Source organism: Janibacter sp. CX7 (assembly GCF_024362365.1).
Taxonomy (GTDB): Bacteria; Actinomycetota; Actinomycetes; order Actinomycetales; family Dermatophilaceae; genus Janibacter.
On sequence record NZ_CP101464.1, the window covers coordinates 2,354,769 to 2,369,694 of the forward strand.

The 14,926-nt window shown below is 72.3% G+C and carries 15 protein-coding genes; 5 read left to right on the forward strand and 10 right to left on the reverse strand.

The genetic code is table 11. From position 1 onward, the window contains the following. Nucleotides 1-3 precede the first annotated feature (3 nt). Nucleotides 4-297, reverse strand: a complete 294-nt coding sequence (locus tag NMQ01_RS11555) for an antitoxin (RefSeq protein ID WP_255184076.1) — start codon at nucleotides 295-297, stop codon at nucleotides 4-6. Between the two features lie 79 nt (nucleotides 298-376). After that, entirely contained in the window at nucleotides 377-1,792 is a 1,416-nt protein-coding gene (locus tag NMQ01_RS11560; protein WP_255184077.1) for an NAD(P)H-quinone dehydrogenase, read from the reverse strand. A gap of 25 nt (nucleotides 1,793-1,817) precedes the next feature. Between NMQ01_RS11560 and NMQ01_RS11565 the strand changes: the two genes are divergently transcribed. From NMQ01_RS11565 to deoC, 5 genes are read left to right on the forward strand one after another with little or no spacing between them, the layout of a single operon-like run. Further along, complete coding sequence (locus NMQ01_RS11565; protein WP_255184078.1) at nucleotides 1,818-2,636, forward strand: purine-nucleoside phosphorylase; 819 nt, start codon at nucleotides 1,818-1,820, stop codon at nucleotides 2,634-2,636. 8 nt (nucleotides 2,637-2,644) lie between these two features. Then, nucleotides 2,645-4,339 (forward strand): phospho-sugar mutase, encoded by a 1,695-nt coding sequence (locus NMQ01_RS11570; RefSeq protein ID WP_255184079.1) that lies wholly within the window; start codon nucleotides 2,645-2,647, stop codon nucleotides 4,337-4,339. Between the two features lie 11 nt (nucleotides 4,340-4,350). Further along, the gene (locus NMQ01_RS11575) at nucleotides 4,351-4,968 is read left to right on the forward strand and encodes a uridine kinase (protein ID WP_255184080.1); all 618 of its coding nucleotides are present in this window, start codon (nucleotides 4,351-4,353) and stop codon (nucleotides 4,966-4,968) included. 8 nt (nucleotides 4,969-4,976) lie between these two features. Further along, nucleotides 4,977-5,612: a YigZ family protein gene (locus tag NMQ01_RS11580; RefSeq protein WP_255184081.1), complete on the forward strand. Its 636-nt coding sequence runs from the start codon at nucleotides 4,977-4,979 to the stop codon at nucleotides 5,610-5,612. Nucleotides 5,613-5,616: 4 nt separating this feature from the next. Then, on the forward strand, nucleotides 5,617-6,396 hold the full coding sequence (deoC, locus tag NMQ01_RS11585; RefSeq protein ID WP_255184082.1) for a deoxyribose-phosphate aldolase: 780 nt from the start codon (nucleotides 5,617-5,619) through the stop codon (nucleotides 6,394-6,396). A gap of 120 nt (nucleotides 6,397-6,516) precedes the next feature. Here the strand turns inward: deoC and NMQ01_RS11590 are convergent, their stop codons facing one another. The 8 genes from NMQ01_RS11590 to NMQ01_RS11625 all read right to left on the reverse strand — a co-directional run bounded on the left by NMQ01_RS11590 (nucleotide 6,517) and on the right by NMQ01_RS11625 (nucleotide 14,793). Next, nucleotides 6,517-7,656, reverse strand: a complete 1,140-nt coding sequence (locus tag NMQ01_RS11590; RefSeq protein WP_255184083.1) for an adenosine deaminase — start codon at nucleotides 7,654-7,656, stop codon at nucleotides 6,517-6,519. Then, nucleotides 7,653-8,012, reverse strand: a complete 360-nt coding sequence (locus tag NMQ01_RS11595; RefSeq protein WP_255184084.1) for a cupin domain-containing protein — start codon at nucleotides 8,010-8,012, stop codon at nucleotides 7,653-7,655. Before NMQ01_RS11595 ends, NMQ01_RS11590 begins: the two co-directional genes overlap by 4 nt. A 1-nt stretch (nucleotide 8,013) precedes the next feature. Continuing rightward, complete coding sequence (locus NMQ01_RS11600) at nucleotides 8,014-9,315, reverse strand: thymidine phosphorylase (protein ID WP_255184085.1); 1,302 nt, start codon at nucleotides 9,313-9,315, stop codon at nucleotides 8,014-8,016. Continuing rightward, nucleotides 9,312-9,725, reverse strand: coding sequence for a cytidine deaminase (locus NMQ01_RS11605; protein WP_255184086.1), 414 nt, complete (start codon nucleotides 9,723-9,725; stop codon nucleotides 9,312-9,314). The genes NMQ01_RS11600 and NMQ01_RS11605 overlap by 4 nt, the downstream gene beginning before the upstream one ends. Before the next feature lies 1 nt (nucleotide 9,726). Next, nucleotides 9,727-10,989, reverse strand: a complete 1,263-nt coding sequence (locus NMQ01_RS11610; protein WP_255184087.1) for an ABC transporter permease — start codon at nucleotides 10,987-10,989, stop codon at nucleotides 9,727-9,729. Beyond that, nucleotides 10,986-12,089 (reverse strand): ABC transporter permease, encoded by a 1,104-nt coding sequence (locus NMQ01_RS11615; RefSeq protein ID WP_255184088.1) that lies wholly within the window; start codon nucleotides 12,087-12,089, stop codon nucleotides 10,986-10,988. The genes NMQ01_RS11610 and NMQ01_RS11615 overlap by 4 nt, the downstream gene beginning before the upstream one ends. Then, nucleotides 12,086-13,639, reverse strand: coding sequence for an ABC transporter ATP-binding protein (locus NMQ01_RS11620; protein WP_255184089.1), 1,554 nt, complete (start codon nucleotides 13,637-13,639; stop codon nucleotides 12,086-12,088). The genes NMQ01_RS11615 and NMQ01_RS11620 overlap by 4 nt, the downstream gene beginning before the upstream one ends. A gap of 119 nt (nucleotides 13,640-13,758) precedes the next feature. Next, entirely contained in the window at nucleotides 13,759-14,793 is a 1,035-nt protein-coding gene (locus NMQ01_RS11625) for a BMP family protein (RefSeq protein ID WP_255184090.1), read from the reverse strand. Nucleotides 14,794-14,926 lie beyond the last annotated feature (133 nt).

A 14,926-nucleotide genomic window follows, 5' to 3' on the forward strand; every position in this document is an offset into this window, starting at 1 on the left:
GGATCAGCCGGGCAGGGCCCCGCCGCCGGTCGAGCCGTCGGCCTTCGGTTCCGTGTCGGCCTTGGGGGCCGAGTCCGCCTTGGGCTCCGCCTTCTTCCCCTCCGGCAGGCCGAGCTTGTCCTCGACGAAGTCGCCGGCCTTGTCGATGATCGACGTGAACTTGCCGCCGGTGCGCTTGTCGACGGCCTCCTGGACCTTGTCGATCGCACCGCGCGCCTGGTCGGGGTGGTCCCGGGCCGCGTCGCGCGCCTTGTCGACGTACTCGCCGCCGTTGAACTGCTGCGGGCTGTTGCTCATCCTCGGCTCCTTCGTCGCGGGCCGCGGATCGGCCCCCTTCGACCCTAGCGGCGCACCGATGCCAGCGCGCCGGCTGCGCTCACTCCCCGTGCAGGGGGTGCAGCCGTCGGGCTGCCTCGGCGAGGGTGCCGGTGAGCGAGGGGTAGACGGTGAAGGTCGAGGCGACCTGGTCGACGGAGAGCCTGTTCTGCACGGCGATGGCCACGGGGAAGATCAGCTCCGAGGCGCGCGGCGCGACGACGACCCCGCCGAGCAGCGTGCCGGTCCCCCGGTAGGCGAAGAGCTTGACGAAGCCCTCCTCGATGCCGAGCATCTTGGCCCGCGGGTTGCGCGAGAGCGGCATCATCACGGCCTCCACGTCGGAGTTGTCGGCCGCGTCGGCGGCGCTCATGCCGACCGTCGCGATCTCGGGATCGGTGAAGACATTGGCCGACACCGCCGAGAGCCGAAGGGGGGTCACCGCGTCGCCCAGAGCGTGCGCCATGGCCGTGCGGCCCTGCATCGCCGCGACGGAGGCGAGCGCGAAGACGCCGGTGCAGTCGCCCGCCGCGTAGATGCCGCGGACCGAGGTCCGCGAGACACGGTCGGTGACGATGTGGCCGGAGTCGCTGAGCTCGACGCCGACCTCCTCGAGACCGATGTCGCGGGTGTTGGGCACGGCGCCGACGGCGATGAGCACGTGGCTGCCCTCGACCTCACGGCCGTCCTCGAGGGTGACGACGACGCCGTCGCCGCGCCGCTCGGCGGAGGCCATGCGCGAGCGGTTGAGCACCGTCATGCCCCGGCGGCGGAAGACGTCCTCGATGACCGCGGCCGCGTCCTGGTCCTCGCCCGGCAGGACGAGCTCGCGCGAGGAGATCAACGTGACGTCGGTGCCCAGGCCGAGGTAGGCCTGCGCGAGCTCGGCGCCGGTGACGCCCGAGCCGACGACGATGAGCTTGTCGGGGATCTCGGGCAGCTCGTAGATCTGCTGCCAGGTGAGGATCCGCTCACCGTCGGGCTGCGCCGTCGGCAGCACCCGCGGGGTGGCGCCCGTGCTCAGCAGGACGACGTCGGCGGCGATCGTCTCGGTGCCCCCGTCGGGACCCTCGACGACGACCTCGCTCGGCGAGGCGAGCCGGCCGGTGCCGGGCACGACCCGCACCCCGACCTCCTGCAGCCGGGCGGTGATGTCGGCGGACTGCGCGGCCGCGAGGTTGCGCACCCGGCGGTTGATCGCGTCGAGCTCGGCGACCGTCTCGGTCGCGACGTCGCCCTCGTGGTCCTCGAGGTGCACGCCGAGGTCGGAGGCGGTCTCGATGCCGCCGAGGTAGTCGGCCGTCGCGATGAGGGTCTTGCTCGGGACGCAGTCGGTGAGCACCGCGGCCCCGCCGATGCCGTCCCGGTCGACGACGGTGACCGACGCCCCCAGGTGCGCGGCCACGAGGGCCGCCTCGTAGCCGCCCGGGCCGCCGCCGAGGATCACAACAGAGTTCGTTCGAGTCACGCCTCCCATCCAACCACCCTTGTAGATTGCGCCTGTGACCCAGACCGCTGACACCCAGGACCCCTTCGCCCTCGCCCGCGACGCAGCGGCCGTCATCGCCGAGCGCACCGGCGTCGCGACCCACGACGTCGCCCTCGTCCTCGGCTCCGGCTGGGGCCAGACCGCAGACCGGGTCGGCCGCACCGTCGCCACCGTCGAGCAGGCCGAGGTGCCCGGCTTCACCGCGGCGGCCGTCGCCGGCCACTCCGGGCAGCTGCGCTCCGTCGAGATCGCCGACACCGGCCGCCGGGCGCTCGTCTTCGGCACCCGCACGCACTTCTACGAAGGGCGTGGCGTGCGCGCCGTCGTCCACGCGGTGCGCACGGCGGCGGCCGCCGGCTGCCGCGCGATCGTCCTCACCAACGGCTGCGGCGGGCTGCGGCCGAAGTGGGGCCCGGGCACCCCGGTCCTCATCAGCGACCACATCAACCTCACGGCGACCTCGCCGATCGAGGGCGCCAACTTCGTCGACCTCACCGACCTCTACTCCCCCCGCCTGCGCGAGCTGGCCCGCGAGGTCGACGCCGACCTCGACGAGGGCGTCTACGCGCAGTTCCGCGGACCGCACTACGAGACCCCCGCCGAGGTGCGCATGGCCGGCATCCTCGGCGCCGACCTCGTCGGCATGTCGACGACGCTCGAGGCGATCGCCGCCCGCGAGGCCGGGCTCGAGGTCCTCGGCGTCTCGCTCGTCACCAATGCCGCCGCCGGCATCAGCGAGACCCCGCTGGCGCACGACGAGGTCGTCGCCGCCGGTCAGGCCGCTGCCGAGCGGTGCGGCACCCTCCTCGCCAGCATCGTCGCCAAGATCTGAGGACGCCCATGAGCTACACCTCCCGCCACGCCGCCGACGTCTCCGACGACCTGCTCACCGCCGCGCGCGAGTGGGCTGCCGACGACCCCGACCCGGCGACCCGGGGGGAGCTCCTGACGGTCGTCTCCGCTGCCGAAGGGGGGAACCCGGCCGCCGTCGCCGACCTCGCCGACCGCTTCACCGGGCTGCTCCAGTTCGGCACCGCCGGCCTGCGCGGCGCCCTCGGCGCCGGCCCCCATCGCATGAACCGGGCCGTCGTCATCCGCGCCGCCGCGGGCCTCGTGGCCCACCTGCAGGAGGCGAGCTCCGCTCCCTTCGTCGTCATCGGCCGCGACGCGCGGTACAACTCCGACGCTTTTGCCATCGACACGGCGGCGGTCGTCACCGCCGCCGGCGGGCGCGCGGTGCTGCTGCCGGAGCCGCTGCCGACGCCGGTGCTCGCCTTCGCCATCCGGCACCTCGGCGCCGACGCGGGCGTCATGGTCACGGCCAGCCACAACCCGCCTCAGGACAACGGCTACAAGGTCTACCTCGGCGACGGCAGCCAGATCGTGCCGCCGAGCGATGCGCAGATCGCGGCGAAGATCGACCAGGTCGCGAGCGTCGCGTCGGTGCCGCGCGCCGAGTCCGGCTGGGAGGTCCTCGGCGACGAAGTGCTCGAGGCCTACCTCGACGCCGTCTCGGGAGTCGTCGGCCTCGACACCCCGCGCGACCTCTCCGTGCTGCACACCGCGCTCCACGGGGTCGGCGACACGACGGTCGAGCGCGCCTTCGAGCGGGCCGGCTTCGCCGCGCCGGCCAAGGTCGCCGAGCAGGCGGCACCTGACCCCGACTTCCCCACCGTCGCCTTCCCCAACCCCGAGGAGGACGGTGCGCTCGACGCCGCCCTGGCGGCCGCCCGCGCGACCTCACCCGACCTCGTCATCGCCAACGACCCCGATGCCGACCGCTGCGCCGTGGCCGTGCCCGACCCCGCGGTCGACGGCGGCTGGCGGCTGCTGCGCGGCGACGAGCTCGGCGTCCTGCTCGCCTCGCACCTGATCATGCGCGGCGTGCCCAAGGGCCGCCGGATGGCCAACTCGATCGTCAGCTCCCGGCTGCTCGCCGCGATGTGCCGGCTGTCCGGGGTGGCGCACGAGGAGACGCTCACCGGCTTCAAGTGGATCGCCCGGGTCGAGGGGCTGCACTACGGCTACGAGGAGGCGCTCGGCTACTGCGTCGCCCCCGACCTCGTGCGCGACAAGGACGGCGTCTCGGCCGCGCTGCTCGTCGCCGAGCTCGCCGCGATCCTCAAGGCCGAGGGTCGCACCCTGCTCGACGTCCTCGACGACCTGCACCGCCAGCTCGGTGTGCACGCGACCGATGCCTTCTCGATCCGCGTCGAGGACCTCACCGACATCGGGCGGATCATGGACCGGCTGCGCCAGGAGCCGCCGACCGAGGTCGCCGACTCCCCCGTCGCGAGCGCCGAAGACCTCTCGGTCGGCGCCGGCGGGCTGCCGCCGACCGACGGGCTGCGCTACCTGCTCGACGACGACTCGCGGATCATCGTTCGCCCCTCCGGCACCGAGCCGAAGCTCAAGGTCTACCTCGAGGCGATCGAGCCGGTCGCCTCCCCGGACGACCTGTCGGCGGCACGTGAGCGGGCCGCCGAGCGCCTCGGCCGGGTGCGGGCGGCGATGGAGTCGCTCACGGCGCTCTAGACTCTCCCTTCGTGCCGACGCCAGCCCTGCCCCCTTCGACCGGACGTGTCGTCGTCCTCGCCGGGCCGAGCGGGTCCGGCAAGTCCCGTCTCGCCGCCCGCCTGCACCGTGACCACGGGTGGCCGGTCGTGCGCCTCGACGACTTCTACAAGGACCTCGACGCCCCCGGCCTGCCCCGCAGCGAAGAGCTCGGGATGGTCGACTGGGACCACCCCGACAGCTGGGACGAGGCGGCGGCGATCGCCGCGCTGAGCACCCTCCTGGCGACCGGGACGGCGGCGATGCCGATCTATGACATCAGCGTCTCGCGGGCCACGGGCGAGCACACCGTGACCGCGCGGCCGGACGACCTCGTCGTCGCCGAGGGGATCTTCGCGGCCGAGGCGATCCCGGCCCTGCGCGAGGCCGGTCTGCTCCACTCCGCCTGGTGCATCCGTCACCACCGGCTCAAGACCTTCGTGCTGCGGCTGGCGCGCGACCTCAAGGAGCGCCGCAAGCCACCGCTGACCCTCGTGCGCCGCGGCCTGGTCCTCATGCGCGACGAGCCGCGCGTCGTCGCCCGGCACGTCGAGCTCGGCGCCCGCTGCGCCACCCCCCGCCAGGCCGAGCGCGAGCTCGCCGGCGCCTGAGGTCGGCGATGGCCACGACGTCCTACCTCACCGTCGCCCGCGACGGCGAGGTCGAGATCGAGGTCAAGCGGTCGCGCTTCCTGTGCACCCTCCAGCGGGTCGAGGACGAAGGGAGCGCCCGTGCCGTCGTCGAGCGGCTGCGCAAGCAGCACTGGGACGCCCGGCACCACTGCTCGGCCTTCGTCCTGGGGCCGGACCGCGGGGTGGCCCGCTCGTCGGACGACGGCGAGCCGTCGGGCACGGCCGGCGCCCCGATGCTCGAGGTCCTCACCGGGCACGAGGTGAGCGATGTCGTCGCGGTCGTCACCCGGTGGTTCGGCGGGGTGCTGCTCGGCACCGGCGGTCTCGTGCGGGCCTACGGCGACGCGGTGCGCGCCGGGCTGGAGTCGGTGGGCACGCTGCGGCGCGAGCTCGTCGTCGAGCACGAGCTCGTCGTGTCGCACGTCGAGGCGGGGCGCGTGGACAACGAGCTTCGCTCGCGGGGCGTGCACGTCGTCGACGCCGACTACGCCGCCGAGGTCACCCTGACGCTCGGGGTCCCGGCCACCGAGGTCGCCGGGCTCACGCCCCTCGTCGCGGAGCTGACCGCCGGCTCCGGGCGGCTGCGCGAGGTGGGGTCGCGCTGGGTCGACGCCCTAGGCTGAGGACATGACTCGCCGTCCCCCCTTCGCCCCCGGCACGACGCTCACCGTCCAGGACGTCGCCGACCTCGTCGACCACGCGCTGCTCAAGCCGGAGCTGACCCCCGACGAAGTGGCCGCCTCCGTTCGCGAGCTCGCGGCCCAGCGCATCTGGAGCGTCTGCGTGCGCCCGAGCGACGTCGCCCTCGCCGCGGAGACCATCGCGGCGGTCGACGGCAGCCCGACCCGGGTGTGCACGGTCATCGGGTTCCCCCACGGCACGACCTCGACGGCGGCGAAGGTCGCCGAGTCGCGGCAGGCCCTGGCCGACGGCGCGACCGAGCTCGACATGGTGCTCAACATCGGCCGGCTGCGCGGCGGTGACATCACCGCGGTGCGCGACGACATCGCGGCCGTCGTCGAGGTGGGTCACGAGGCTGGCGCCCTGGTCAAGGTCATCTTCGAGACTGCGCTGCTCGACGAGCGCGCCAAGGTCGACGCCTGCCGGGCGAGCGCCGACGCGGGGGCCGACTTCACGAAGACGTCCACGGGCTTCGCCGGCGGGGGCGCGACCCTCGCCGACGTGGCACTCATGCGGGCCAACACCCCCGAGAGCATGGAGGTCAAGGCCTCCGGCGGCGTGCGCGACATCCCCACGCTCCTCGCGATGCTCGCCGAGGGCGTCACCCGCATCGGCACCTCGAGCACGGCGGCCCTGCTGGCCGGCGCCGAGCAGGTCGGGCCCGCGGGCCTCGTCGTGCCGCAGCCGGGTCAGACCGCGGACGCGGGTCCGAGCGACACCTACTGAGGCGAGGCGGGTGTCGCTGTGCGCACCCGTCGTCGTTGAGGCCACCTGGTTGCCCGTCTCGGGCCAGCCGGGTGGCACCAACGCCACCAGGTGGCACCAAGGCCACCAGGCACAGCGGGCTCAGGCAAGGGCCGCGTAGGCGGGCTTGATCCGCCCCTCGATGAGCTCCAGCCTCTCGTCGAAGGGGAGGAAGGCGGACTTCATCGCGTTCGTCGTCACCCAGCGCAGGTCCTCGAGGTCCCAGCCGGCCTCGGTGACCAGGGCGAGCATCTCCCGGGTCATCGAGGTGTCCGACATCAGCCGGTTGTCGGTGTTGAGCGTGACCCGGTAGCGCAGCCGCGCGAGGAGGGTGATCGGGTGCGCTGCGATCGAGGGCGCCGCGCCGGTCTGCACATTGCTGTGGGGGCACATCTCGAGCGGCACCCGGGTGTCGCGGACATAGGCGGCGAGCCGCCCCAGCCGAAGCTGCGAGGGGTCCTCGCGCGCCGCCTGGTTCGCCGCGAGCGGGTCGTCGGTGACGGTCGCCCCGCGGAAGCCGATGTCGTCGACGATCCGCACCCCGTGCCCGAGCCGGTCGGCGCCGCACCACTGCAGCGCCTCCCAGATGCTCGGCAGGCCGAAGGCCTCGCCGGCGTGGATCGTGAAGTGCGCATTTTCGCGGCGCAGGTACTCGAAGGCGTCGAGGTGCCGGCTCGGCGGGTGCCCCGCCTCTGCCCCCGCGATGTCGAAGCCGGCCACCCCACGGTCGCGGTAGCGCACCGCGAGCTCGGCGATCTCCCGGGACTTCGCGGCGTGCCGCATCGCGGTGAGCAGGCCCCGCACGACGATCGGGTGTCCCTCCGCCGCGGCCTCCTCCTCCCCTTCGCGGAAGCCGGCGTCGACCTCCTCGACGACCTGCTCGAGGCTCAGGCCGGCGCCCAGGTGCTGCTCGGGGGCATAGCGCGACTCGGCGTAGACGACGCCGTCGCGGGCGAGGTCGAGGACCGACTCGCGCGCCACGCGGCGCAGCGCGGGTGCCGTCTGCATGACGCCGACGGTGTGCTCGAAGGTCTCGAGGTAGCGCACGAGCGAGCCGGAGTCGGCCGACTCGCGGAACCACCGCGCCAGTCCCTCGGCCGACCGGTCGGCACCGCTCACCGGCAGCTCGTGACCGACCTCGTCGGCGATCTCGAGGACGGTCTGGGGGCGCACGCCGCCGTCGAGGTGGTCGTGAAGGACCACCTTGGGCAGCGCGCGGATGCTCGCCTCGTCGAGGCTCACTCGTCGTCCTCCCGGTGGACCGTCTCGGGGGCGAAGGCGGGCGTGCAGATGGCGACGTACTCGGCGCCGGCGTCCCCGGTCGAGTAGCGCACCCGCTCCCCCGCCCTGGTCACGATGCTCTGGCCGGCGTGCACCTCGGTGGTGCCGCCGTCGTGCTCGACGAGGACCGTCCCCGCGACCACGAGCGTCACCTCGTCGAAGTCGGGCCGCTGGGCCGGCTCGGACCAGCCGGCCGGCGCCTTCATGTGGGCGACCGACATCGCCGCGCTGCCGGTCGCGACCCGGCCGACGTGCTCGGCGATGACCTTGCCGCCCGGCACGTCGATGATCGACGGGGCGTCGTTGAGCTCGGGCACGTCAGGCCTCCTGGGCGGTGATCCGGTCGAGCACGACCTCGCGCGGCGCCGGGGCCGCGTCGCTGATCCGCCAGGCGCCGGTGAGCGACTCCTGGGCCCTCGCGAAGCGCTCGGGGGTGTCGGTGTGCAGCGTCATGAGCGGCTGGCCCGCGCTGACGCGGTCACCGGGTCGGGCGTGCAGCTCGACGCCGGCCCCGGCCTGCACCGGGTCCTCCTTGCGGGCCCGCCCGGCGCCGAGGCGCCACGCGGCGACACCGACGGCGAGCGCGTCGACGTGCTCGAGGTAGCCGTCGGCGTCCGCCGTGATGGTCTCGGTCTCGGCTGCGGTGGGCAGCTCGGCGTCGGGGTCGCCGCCCTGGGCGGAGATCATCCGGCGCCACACGTCCATGGCCCGGCCGTCGGCGAGGGCGGCGCGCAGCTCGTCGGCCCCCACGTCCTTGCCCGCGGCGCGGGTCATCTCGTCGGCGAGGGCGACGGTGAGGTCGACGACGTCCTGCGGACCGCCGCCGGAGAGGACCTCGACCGACTCGCGCACCTCGAGGGCATTGCCCGCCGTCAGGCCGAGCGGGACGGACATGTCGGTGATGAGCGCGACGGTGTTGACCCCCGCGTCGGTCCCGAGGTCGACCATGGTGCGGGCGAGCTCGGTCGCGTCCTCCCGGGTCTTCATGAAGGCACCCGACCCGACCTTGACGTCGAGGACGAGCGCGCCGGTGCCCTCGGCGATCTTCTTGCTCATGATCGAGCTGGCGATGAGCGGAATCGCCTCGACGGTGCCGGTGACGTCGCGCAGGGCGTAGAGCTTCTTGTCCGCGGGGGCCAGCCCGGCACCGGCCGCGCAGATGACCGCCCCGACGTCGTCGAGCTGGGCGAGCATCGCCTCGTTGGTCAGGTCGGCCTGCCAGCCGGGGATCGACTCGAGCTTGTCGAGGGTGCCGCCGGTGTGGCCGAGCCCGCGACCGGAGAGCTGCGGCACGGCGACGTCGAAGACGGCGACGAGGGGCGCGAGCGGCAGCGTGATCTTGTCGCCCACTCCACCCGTCGAGTGCTTGTCGGAGGTCGGCCGGCTCAGCGAGGAGAAGTCCATGCGCTCACCGCTGGCGATCATCGCCGCGGTCCACCGGGCGATCTCCGGGCGGGTCATGCCGTTGAGCAGGATCGCCATCGCGAGCGATGACATCTGCTCGTCGGCGACGACCCCGCGGGTGTAGGCGTCGATGACCCAGTCGATCTGCTCGGGGCTCAGCTCCCCGCGGTCCCGCTTCGTGCGGATGATGTCGACGGCGTCGTGCTGCTCGGTCACGGTGCTCCCTTCGTCAGGTCGTCGGCGCCGAAGGCCTGGGGCAGGATCTCGGCGAGACCCCGCTCGCCCTCCGGCGTCTGGATGCGGCACTGCGCACCGCCGTGCTCCCACAGCAGCTGGCGGCAGCGACCGCACGGCATGAGCGTCTCACCCCGGGCGTCGACGCACCACACGGCGACGAGCCGGCCGCCCCCGGTGCGCACGAGGTCGCTGATCAGGCCGCACTCGGCGCACAGGCCGACCGCGTACGAGGCATTTTCGACATTGCAGCCGCTCAGCAGGCGCCCGTCGTCGGCGAGGCCGGCGACCCCGACGGGGAAGTTGGAGTAGGGCGCATAGGCCCGCCCCATCGCCTCGACCGCACTCTCGCGCAAGCGCTCCCAGTCGGCTGCGGCGATGGGGCCGGCCATGTCAGTGCCCCTCGCCTCGTCGGTAGACCTTGCCGTTGGCCGCCGGCATCCGCAGGCGTTGGCTGGCGAAGGCGAGGACGAGCAGCGTCGTCAGGTGCGGGGCGAAGGGGGTGACCTCGCTGGGGACCTGGTCGGAGAGGAACCAGTAGACGACGACGAGGATGCCGACGACGACCGCGAAGGTGCCCTGGACGTAGGCCTGGCGGCGCAGGATCTGCCAGATCCCGATGCCGAGCAGGAGCAGCGCGACGAGGAGCAGCAGCGCGTGCAGCGCCGCGCCTCCGCCGCGCAGCTGGAGGGCGTCCATGTAGCCGAAGAGGCCCGAACCCATGAGCACGCCGCCGGGGCGCCAGTTGCCGAAGATCATCGCGGCGAGACCGATGTAGCCGCGGCCGCCGGTCTGACCCTCGCGGTAGGTGTCGGAGGCGACCATCGCGAGGAAGCCGCCACCGAGGCCGGCGAGGGCACCGGACGTGACGACGGCGATGTACTTGTAGAGGTAGACGTTGACGCCGAGGGTCTCGGCGGCCACCGGCGACTCACCACAGCTGCGCACCCGCAGGCCGAAGGGGGTGCGCCACAGCACCCACCACGTGCCGACGAAGAGCAGCAGGCCGAGGACGGTGAGCGCGGACAGCCCGGTCGTCGCCGCCTTGAGCAGCGCGGCGAGCTCGGAGACGAAGAACCAGTCCTTGTCCTCGATCGTCGCGAGCGGGTCCGCGATGCCGGGGATGCCGATGCTCGGCAGGTGCGGCAGGGCCGGGGACTGCACGTCGCTGCCGCCCTCGAGGCCGCCGAAGAAGCGGGCGGCGAGATAGCTGGCCACACCGACGGCGACGATGTTGAGCGCCACACCGGAGACGATGTGGTCGACGCCGAAGGTCACCGTCGCCAGGGCGTGGACGAGGCCACCGAGGGCGCCGCACACGAGCGCGCCGACGACACCCATCCACGGGCCGCCGTGGAGGGCGCCGAAGGCGGCGCCCCACGTGCCGAGGATCATCATGCCCTCGAGCCCGATGTTGATGACTCCCGCACGCTCTGCCCACAGGCCGCCGAGACCGGCGAGGGCCAGGGGCATCGCCCAGGCGAGGGCCGCGCTGAGCGTGCCGGAGGAGGCGATGTCCCCCTGGCCGGTGACGATGCGGATGACGGACAGGACCACGAGGATCGCGGCGAGCGCGAGCGGCCACACCCAGAAGGGGATGCGGCGGGTGGGCCGCGTGGGGGCGACCTCGCTCTCGGTACCGACGCTGAGGGTCATGCCGAGGCTCCTTCGATGGTGACGCCGGCATCGAGCTCGCGGGCGACCTGCCGCTGCTCCATGCGCTGCTCGATGCGGTGGACGACCTCGTAGGCGATGACGACCGCGAGGAGGATGACGCCCTGGATGATGAAGACGAGGGCGGGCGAGACGTCGGCGCGCAGCTGCAGACCGTCACTCGCCTTCTCCAACCACGACCACAGCAGCGCGGCGAAGGCGATGCCGACCGGGTGGTTGCGCCCGAGGAGCGCGACACCGATGCCGATGAAGCCGACACCGGACTGGAAGTTGAGCCCGTAGGAGTGGTCGGCCCCGAAAAAGGCCGGCATGCCGATGAGGCCCGCGACCGCGCCCGAGAGCACCATCGCGGTCAGCACCATGCGGGGGACCTTGACGCCGCTGGCGACGGCCGCGGACTCGGACTCACCGGTGGCCCGCACGTCGAAGCCGAAGCGGGTGCGGTTGACGATGAACCAGTAGAGCAGCCCGAGCACGACCGCCAGGATCAGCAGGGTGTAGACGCGGTTGGTGGCGTCGGGGACGAGCGAGAGGCCCTCGAGCTGGCTCGAGGCCGGGATCTCCTGCGTGCTGCGGGTGTTGCTGCCCTCGGCCCGCTCGCCCCAGCTGCGCAGCCCCCAGGCGACCAGGCCGCCGGAGATCGCGTTGAGCATGATCGTCGAGATGACCTCGGAGACACCGCGGGTGACCTTGAGCCAGCCGGCGATGCCGGCCCAGACACCACCGACGAGCATGGCGACGAGCAGCGCGAGGACGATGTTGAGCGGGCCCGGGAGCCAGCCGTGACCGGCGATGATCGCCGCGGCGAAGGTCGCGATGCGGTACTGCCCGTCGACACCGATGTTGAAGAGCTTCATCTTGAAGCCGATGGCGACGGCGATCGCGGCGATGTAGTAGGTGATGCCGCTGTTGATGATGTTGACCATCGTGCGCGGCTTCGGCTCCGACAGCAGGGTCTCCCAAACGAGCCCCACCGGGTCGCCGACGGCGATGAGCACCGCAGACGTGACGACGAAGGCCACGAGCACGGCCAGCAGCGGCGCCGCGAGGGTGAGCGCCAGACGGCGCAGGGTCAGCTTCATGATGCGTCCTTCCCGGCGCCGGTCATCGCGCTGCCGAGCTCCTGGCTGGTCACGGAGTCGGGGTCGAACTCGCCGGTGATCCGCCCTCGCAGGATGACCTTGATCGTGTCGGAGAGCCCGATGAGCTCCTCGAGGTCGGCGCTGACGAGCAGCACGGCCAGGCCCTCGCGGCGGGCCTCGCGGATGAGGTCCCAGATCGCCGCCTGGGCGCCGACGTCGACGCCGCGGGTCGGGTGCGAGGCGATGAGCACCTTGGGGTCGTGACTCATCTCGCGGCCGACGATGAGCTTCTGCTGGTTGCCGCCGGAGAGCGAGCCGACGGAGACGTGGATGCTCGGGGTGCGCACGTCGTAGTCGCGCACGATCCGCTCGGTGTCCGCCTTGGCGGCCGACGAGGTGAGCAGACCCCGGCGGGAAGCGGGAGCCTGGGTCTGGTGACCGAGCATCCGGTTCTCCCACAGCGGTGCGTCGAGCAGCAGGCCCTGACGGTGGCGGTCCTCGGGGATGTAGCCGACGCCGGCCTCGCGGATGCGCCGCACGTCCCAGTCGGAGATGTCGTCACCCTCGAGGTGCACCGTGCCGGAGACCGGCTCGATCATGCCCATGATGACCTCGACGAGCTCCGCCTGGCCGTTGCCCTCGACGCCGGCGATGCCGAGGACCTCGCCCGCGTGGATGTCGAGGCTGATGTCCTCGAGGACGCTGCGCCCCGACCCGCCGAGGGTGATGCCGCGCATCGAGAGCACGACCCGGTCGGTGACCGTCGACTCCTCGGTCTCGGGGGTCGGCAGCTCGGAGCCGACCATGAGCTCGGCGAGCTGGCGCGCGGTGACGTCCTGGGGCAGCACGGTGTCGATCGTCGTGCCGCGACGGATCACGGTGACCGTGTCGGCGACGGAGAGCACCTCGTCGAGCTTGTGCGAGATGAAGAGCACGGTGATGCCCTCGCGCTTGAGCTCGCGCAGGTTGTCGAAGAGCTCGTCGACCTCCTGGGGCACGAGGACCGCGGTCGGCTCGTCGAGGATGATCGTGCGGGCACCGCGGTAGAGCACCTTGAGGATCTCGACCCGCTGGCGCGCGCCGACGCCGAGGTCGGCGACGAGCGAGTCCGGGTCGACGTCGAGGCCGTACTCGTCGGAGATGCGGCGGATCTCCGTGCGCGCACCCCCGCCGATGCCGTGGAGCTTCTCGGCGCCGAGCACGACGTTCTCGGCCACGGTGAGGTTGTCGGCGAGCATGAAGTGCTGGAAGACCATGCCGACGCCGTGCTTGATCGCGTCGGAGGGGCTCGACATCGACACGGCCTGCCCGTCGATGCGGATCGTGCCCTCGTCCGGCTTCTGCACGCCGTAGAGCATCTTCATCAGGGTCGACTTGCCGGCGCCGTTCTCCCCGACGATCGCGTGGACCGTGCCGCGGCGCACGCCGAAGGTGACGTCGCGGTTGGCGACGACGCCCGGGAACCTCTTGGTGATGCCCTCGACCTCGACCGCGAGATCGCCCGCCGAGGGGGTCGCCGCGGGAGGGCGGTGCGGATCGGTGCTGCTCATGATTCCTCCGGTGTGCGTCCACGGCCCGTCAGGGCACGCAGGCGAAGACTAACGCCCCGGACGGCCACGAGGCCCGGTCCGCGCGAGGTGCGCGACCGGGCCTCGTGGGTGGGGCTGCGTCACTTGGCGGGAACGGTGATCTTCCCGTCGATGATCTGCTTCTTGTAGTCGTCGAGCTTGTCGGTGATGTCGTCGATCTTGCCGCCGGTCGTCGAGTAGCCGACGCCGTCGTCCTTGAGACCGAAGACGGTCGGGCCGGAGATCGGGTCACCCTCGGTCGCGGACTTGATGTAGTCGAAGACGGCGACGTCGACGTTCTTGACCATCGAGGTGATGATGACGTCGCGGACGCTCGCGTCGGCGGTCTTGGCCTGGTCGGAGTCGACACCGATGGCCATCTTCTTGTCCGCCGCGGCGGCCTTGAAGACGCCGCTGCCGGAGGCGCCGGCGGCGTGGTAGACGACGTCCGCGCCCTTGTCGTACATGCCCTCGGCGGCGGTCTGGCCCTTGGCCGGGTCGGCGAAGCCGGAGCCGTCCTCGGCGAGGTACTTCGTCTGGATGTCGATCTTGGGGTCGACTGCCTTGGCGCCGGCCTTGAAGCCCGCCTCGAACTTGTTGATCAGCGGGACGTCGACGCCACCGATGAAGCCGACCTTGCCGCTCTTCGACTTCAGCGCGGCAGCCGCACCGACGAGGAAGGAGCCCTCCTGCTCGGAGAAGGTCAGCTGGGCGACGTTGTCACCCTTCGAGTCGTCGGAGGCGTCGTCGATGATCGCGAAGCTGATGTCGGGGTTGTCCTTGGCCGCGGCGCCGATCGCCTTGGCGTAGATGTAGCCGACGCCGATGACGTTGGTGCAGCCGGCGTCGACGAGCTGGTTGAGACGGTCCTCGCGGGCCGCGTCGTTCTCGCCCTGGCTGGCCTCGACCTCGTCGGTCTCGATGCCGAGCTCGTCCTTGGCCTGGTCCAGGCCCTTGGCGGCGGAGTCGTTGAACGACTGGTCGCCACGGCCACCCACGTCGTAGGCAAGGCAGGCCTTGACGTCGCTGCCGCCCTCGGCGGACGTGGAGTCGCCACCGGAGTCGCTGCTGCCGCAGGCGGTCAGGGCCAGAGCGGCGACGGACATGATCGATGCGACCTTCACGGTGTGACGCAAGGCGCTCTCCTTCTCAACAGGGGTATCGGGGCACCTTCGTGCCATCGGGGGATGCTACGTCCCGGTTGGGGCACCAACAGAGGCCGATGTGATCGGTGGGACCAACTGTTATGAGACCGGGATCGAAGGGGGA

Excerpts from the sequence above, each read along its gene's own strand:
- NMQ01_RS11605 (WP_255184086.1), bottom strand. The coding sequence starts at position 9,725 with ATGGCCGGCCCCATCGCCGCAGCCGACTGGGAGCGCTTGCGCGAGAGT.
- deoC (WP_255184082.1), top strand. The coding sequence starts at position 5,617 with ATGACTCGCCGTCCCCCCTTCGCCCCCGGCACGACGCTCACCGTCCAG.
- NMQ01_RS11555 (WP_255184076.1), bottom strand. The coding sequence starts at position 297 with ATGAGCAACAGCCCGCAGCAGTTCAACGGCGGCGAGTACGTCGACAAG.
- NMQ01_RS11610 (WP_255184087.1), bottom strand. The coding sequence starts at position 10,989 with ATGACCCTCAGCGTCGGTACCGAGAGCGAGGTCGCCCCCACGCGGCCC.
- NMQ01_RS11620 (WP_255184089.1), bottom strand. The coding sequence starts at position 13,639 with ATGAGCAGCACCGATCCGCACCGCCCTCCCGCGGCGACCCCCTCGGCG.
- NMQ01_RS11570 (WP_255184079.1), top strand. The coding sequence starts at position 2,645 with ATGAGCTACACCTCCCGCCACGCCGCCGACGTCTCCGACGACCTGCTC.
- NMQ01_RS11580 (WP_255184081.1), top strand. The coding sequence starts at position 4,977 with ATGGCCACGACGTCCTACCTCACCGTCGCCCGCGACGGCGAGGTCGAG.
- NMQ01_RS11560 (WP_255184077.1), bottom strand. The coding sequence starts at position 1,792 with ATGGGAGGCGTGACTCGAACGAACTCTGTTGTGATCCTCGGCGGCGGC.
- NMQ01_RS11615 (WP_255184088.1), bottom strand. The coding sequence starts at position 12,089 with ATGAAGCTGACCCTGCGCCGTCTGGCGCTCACCCTCGCGGCGCCGCTG.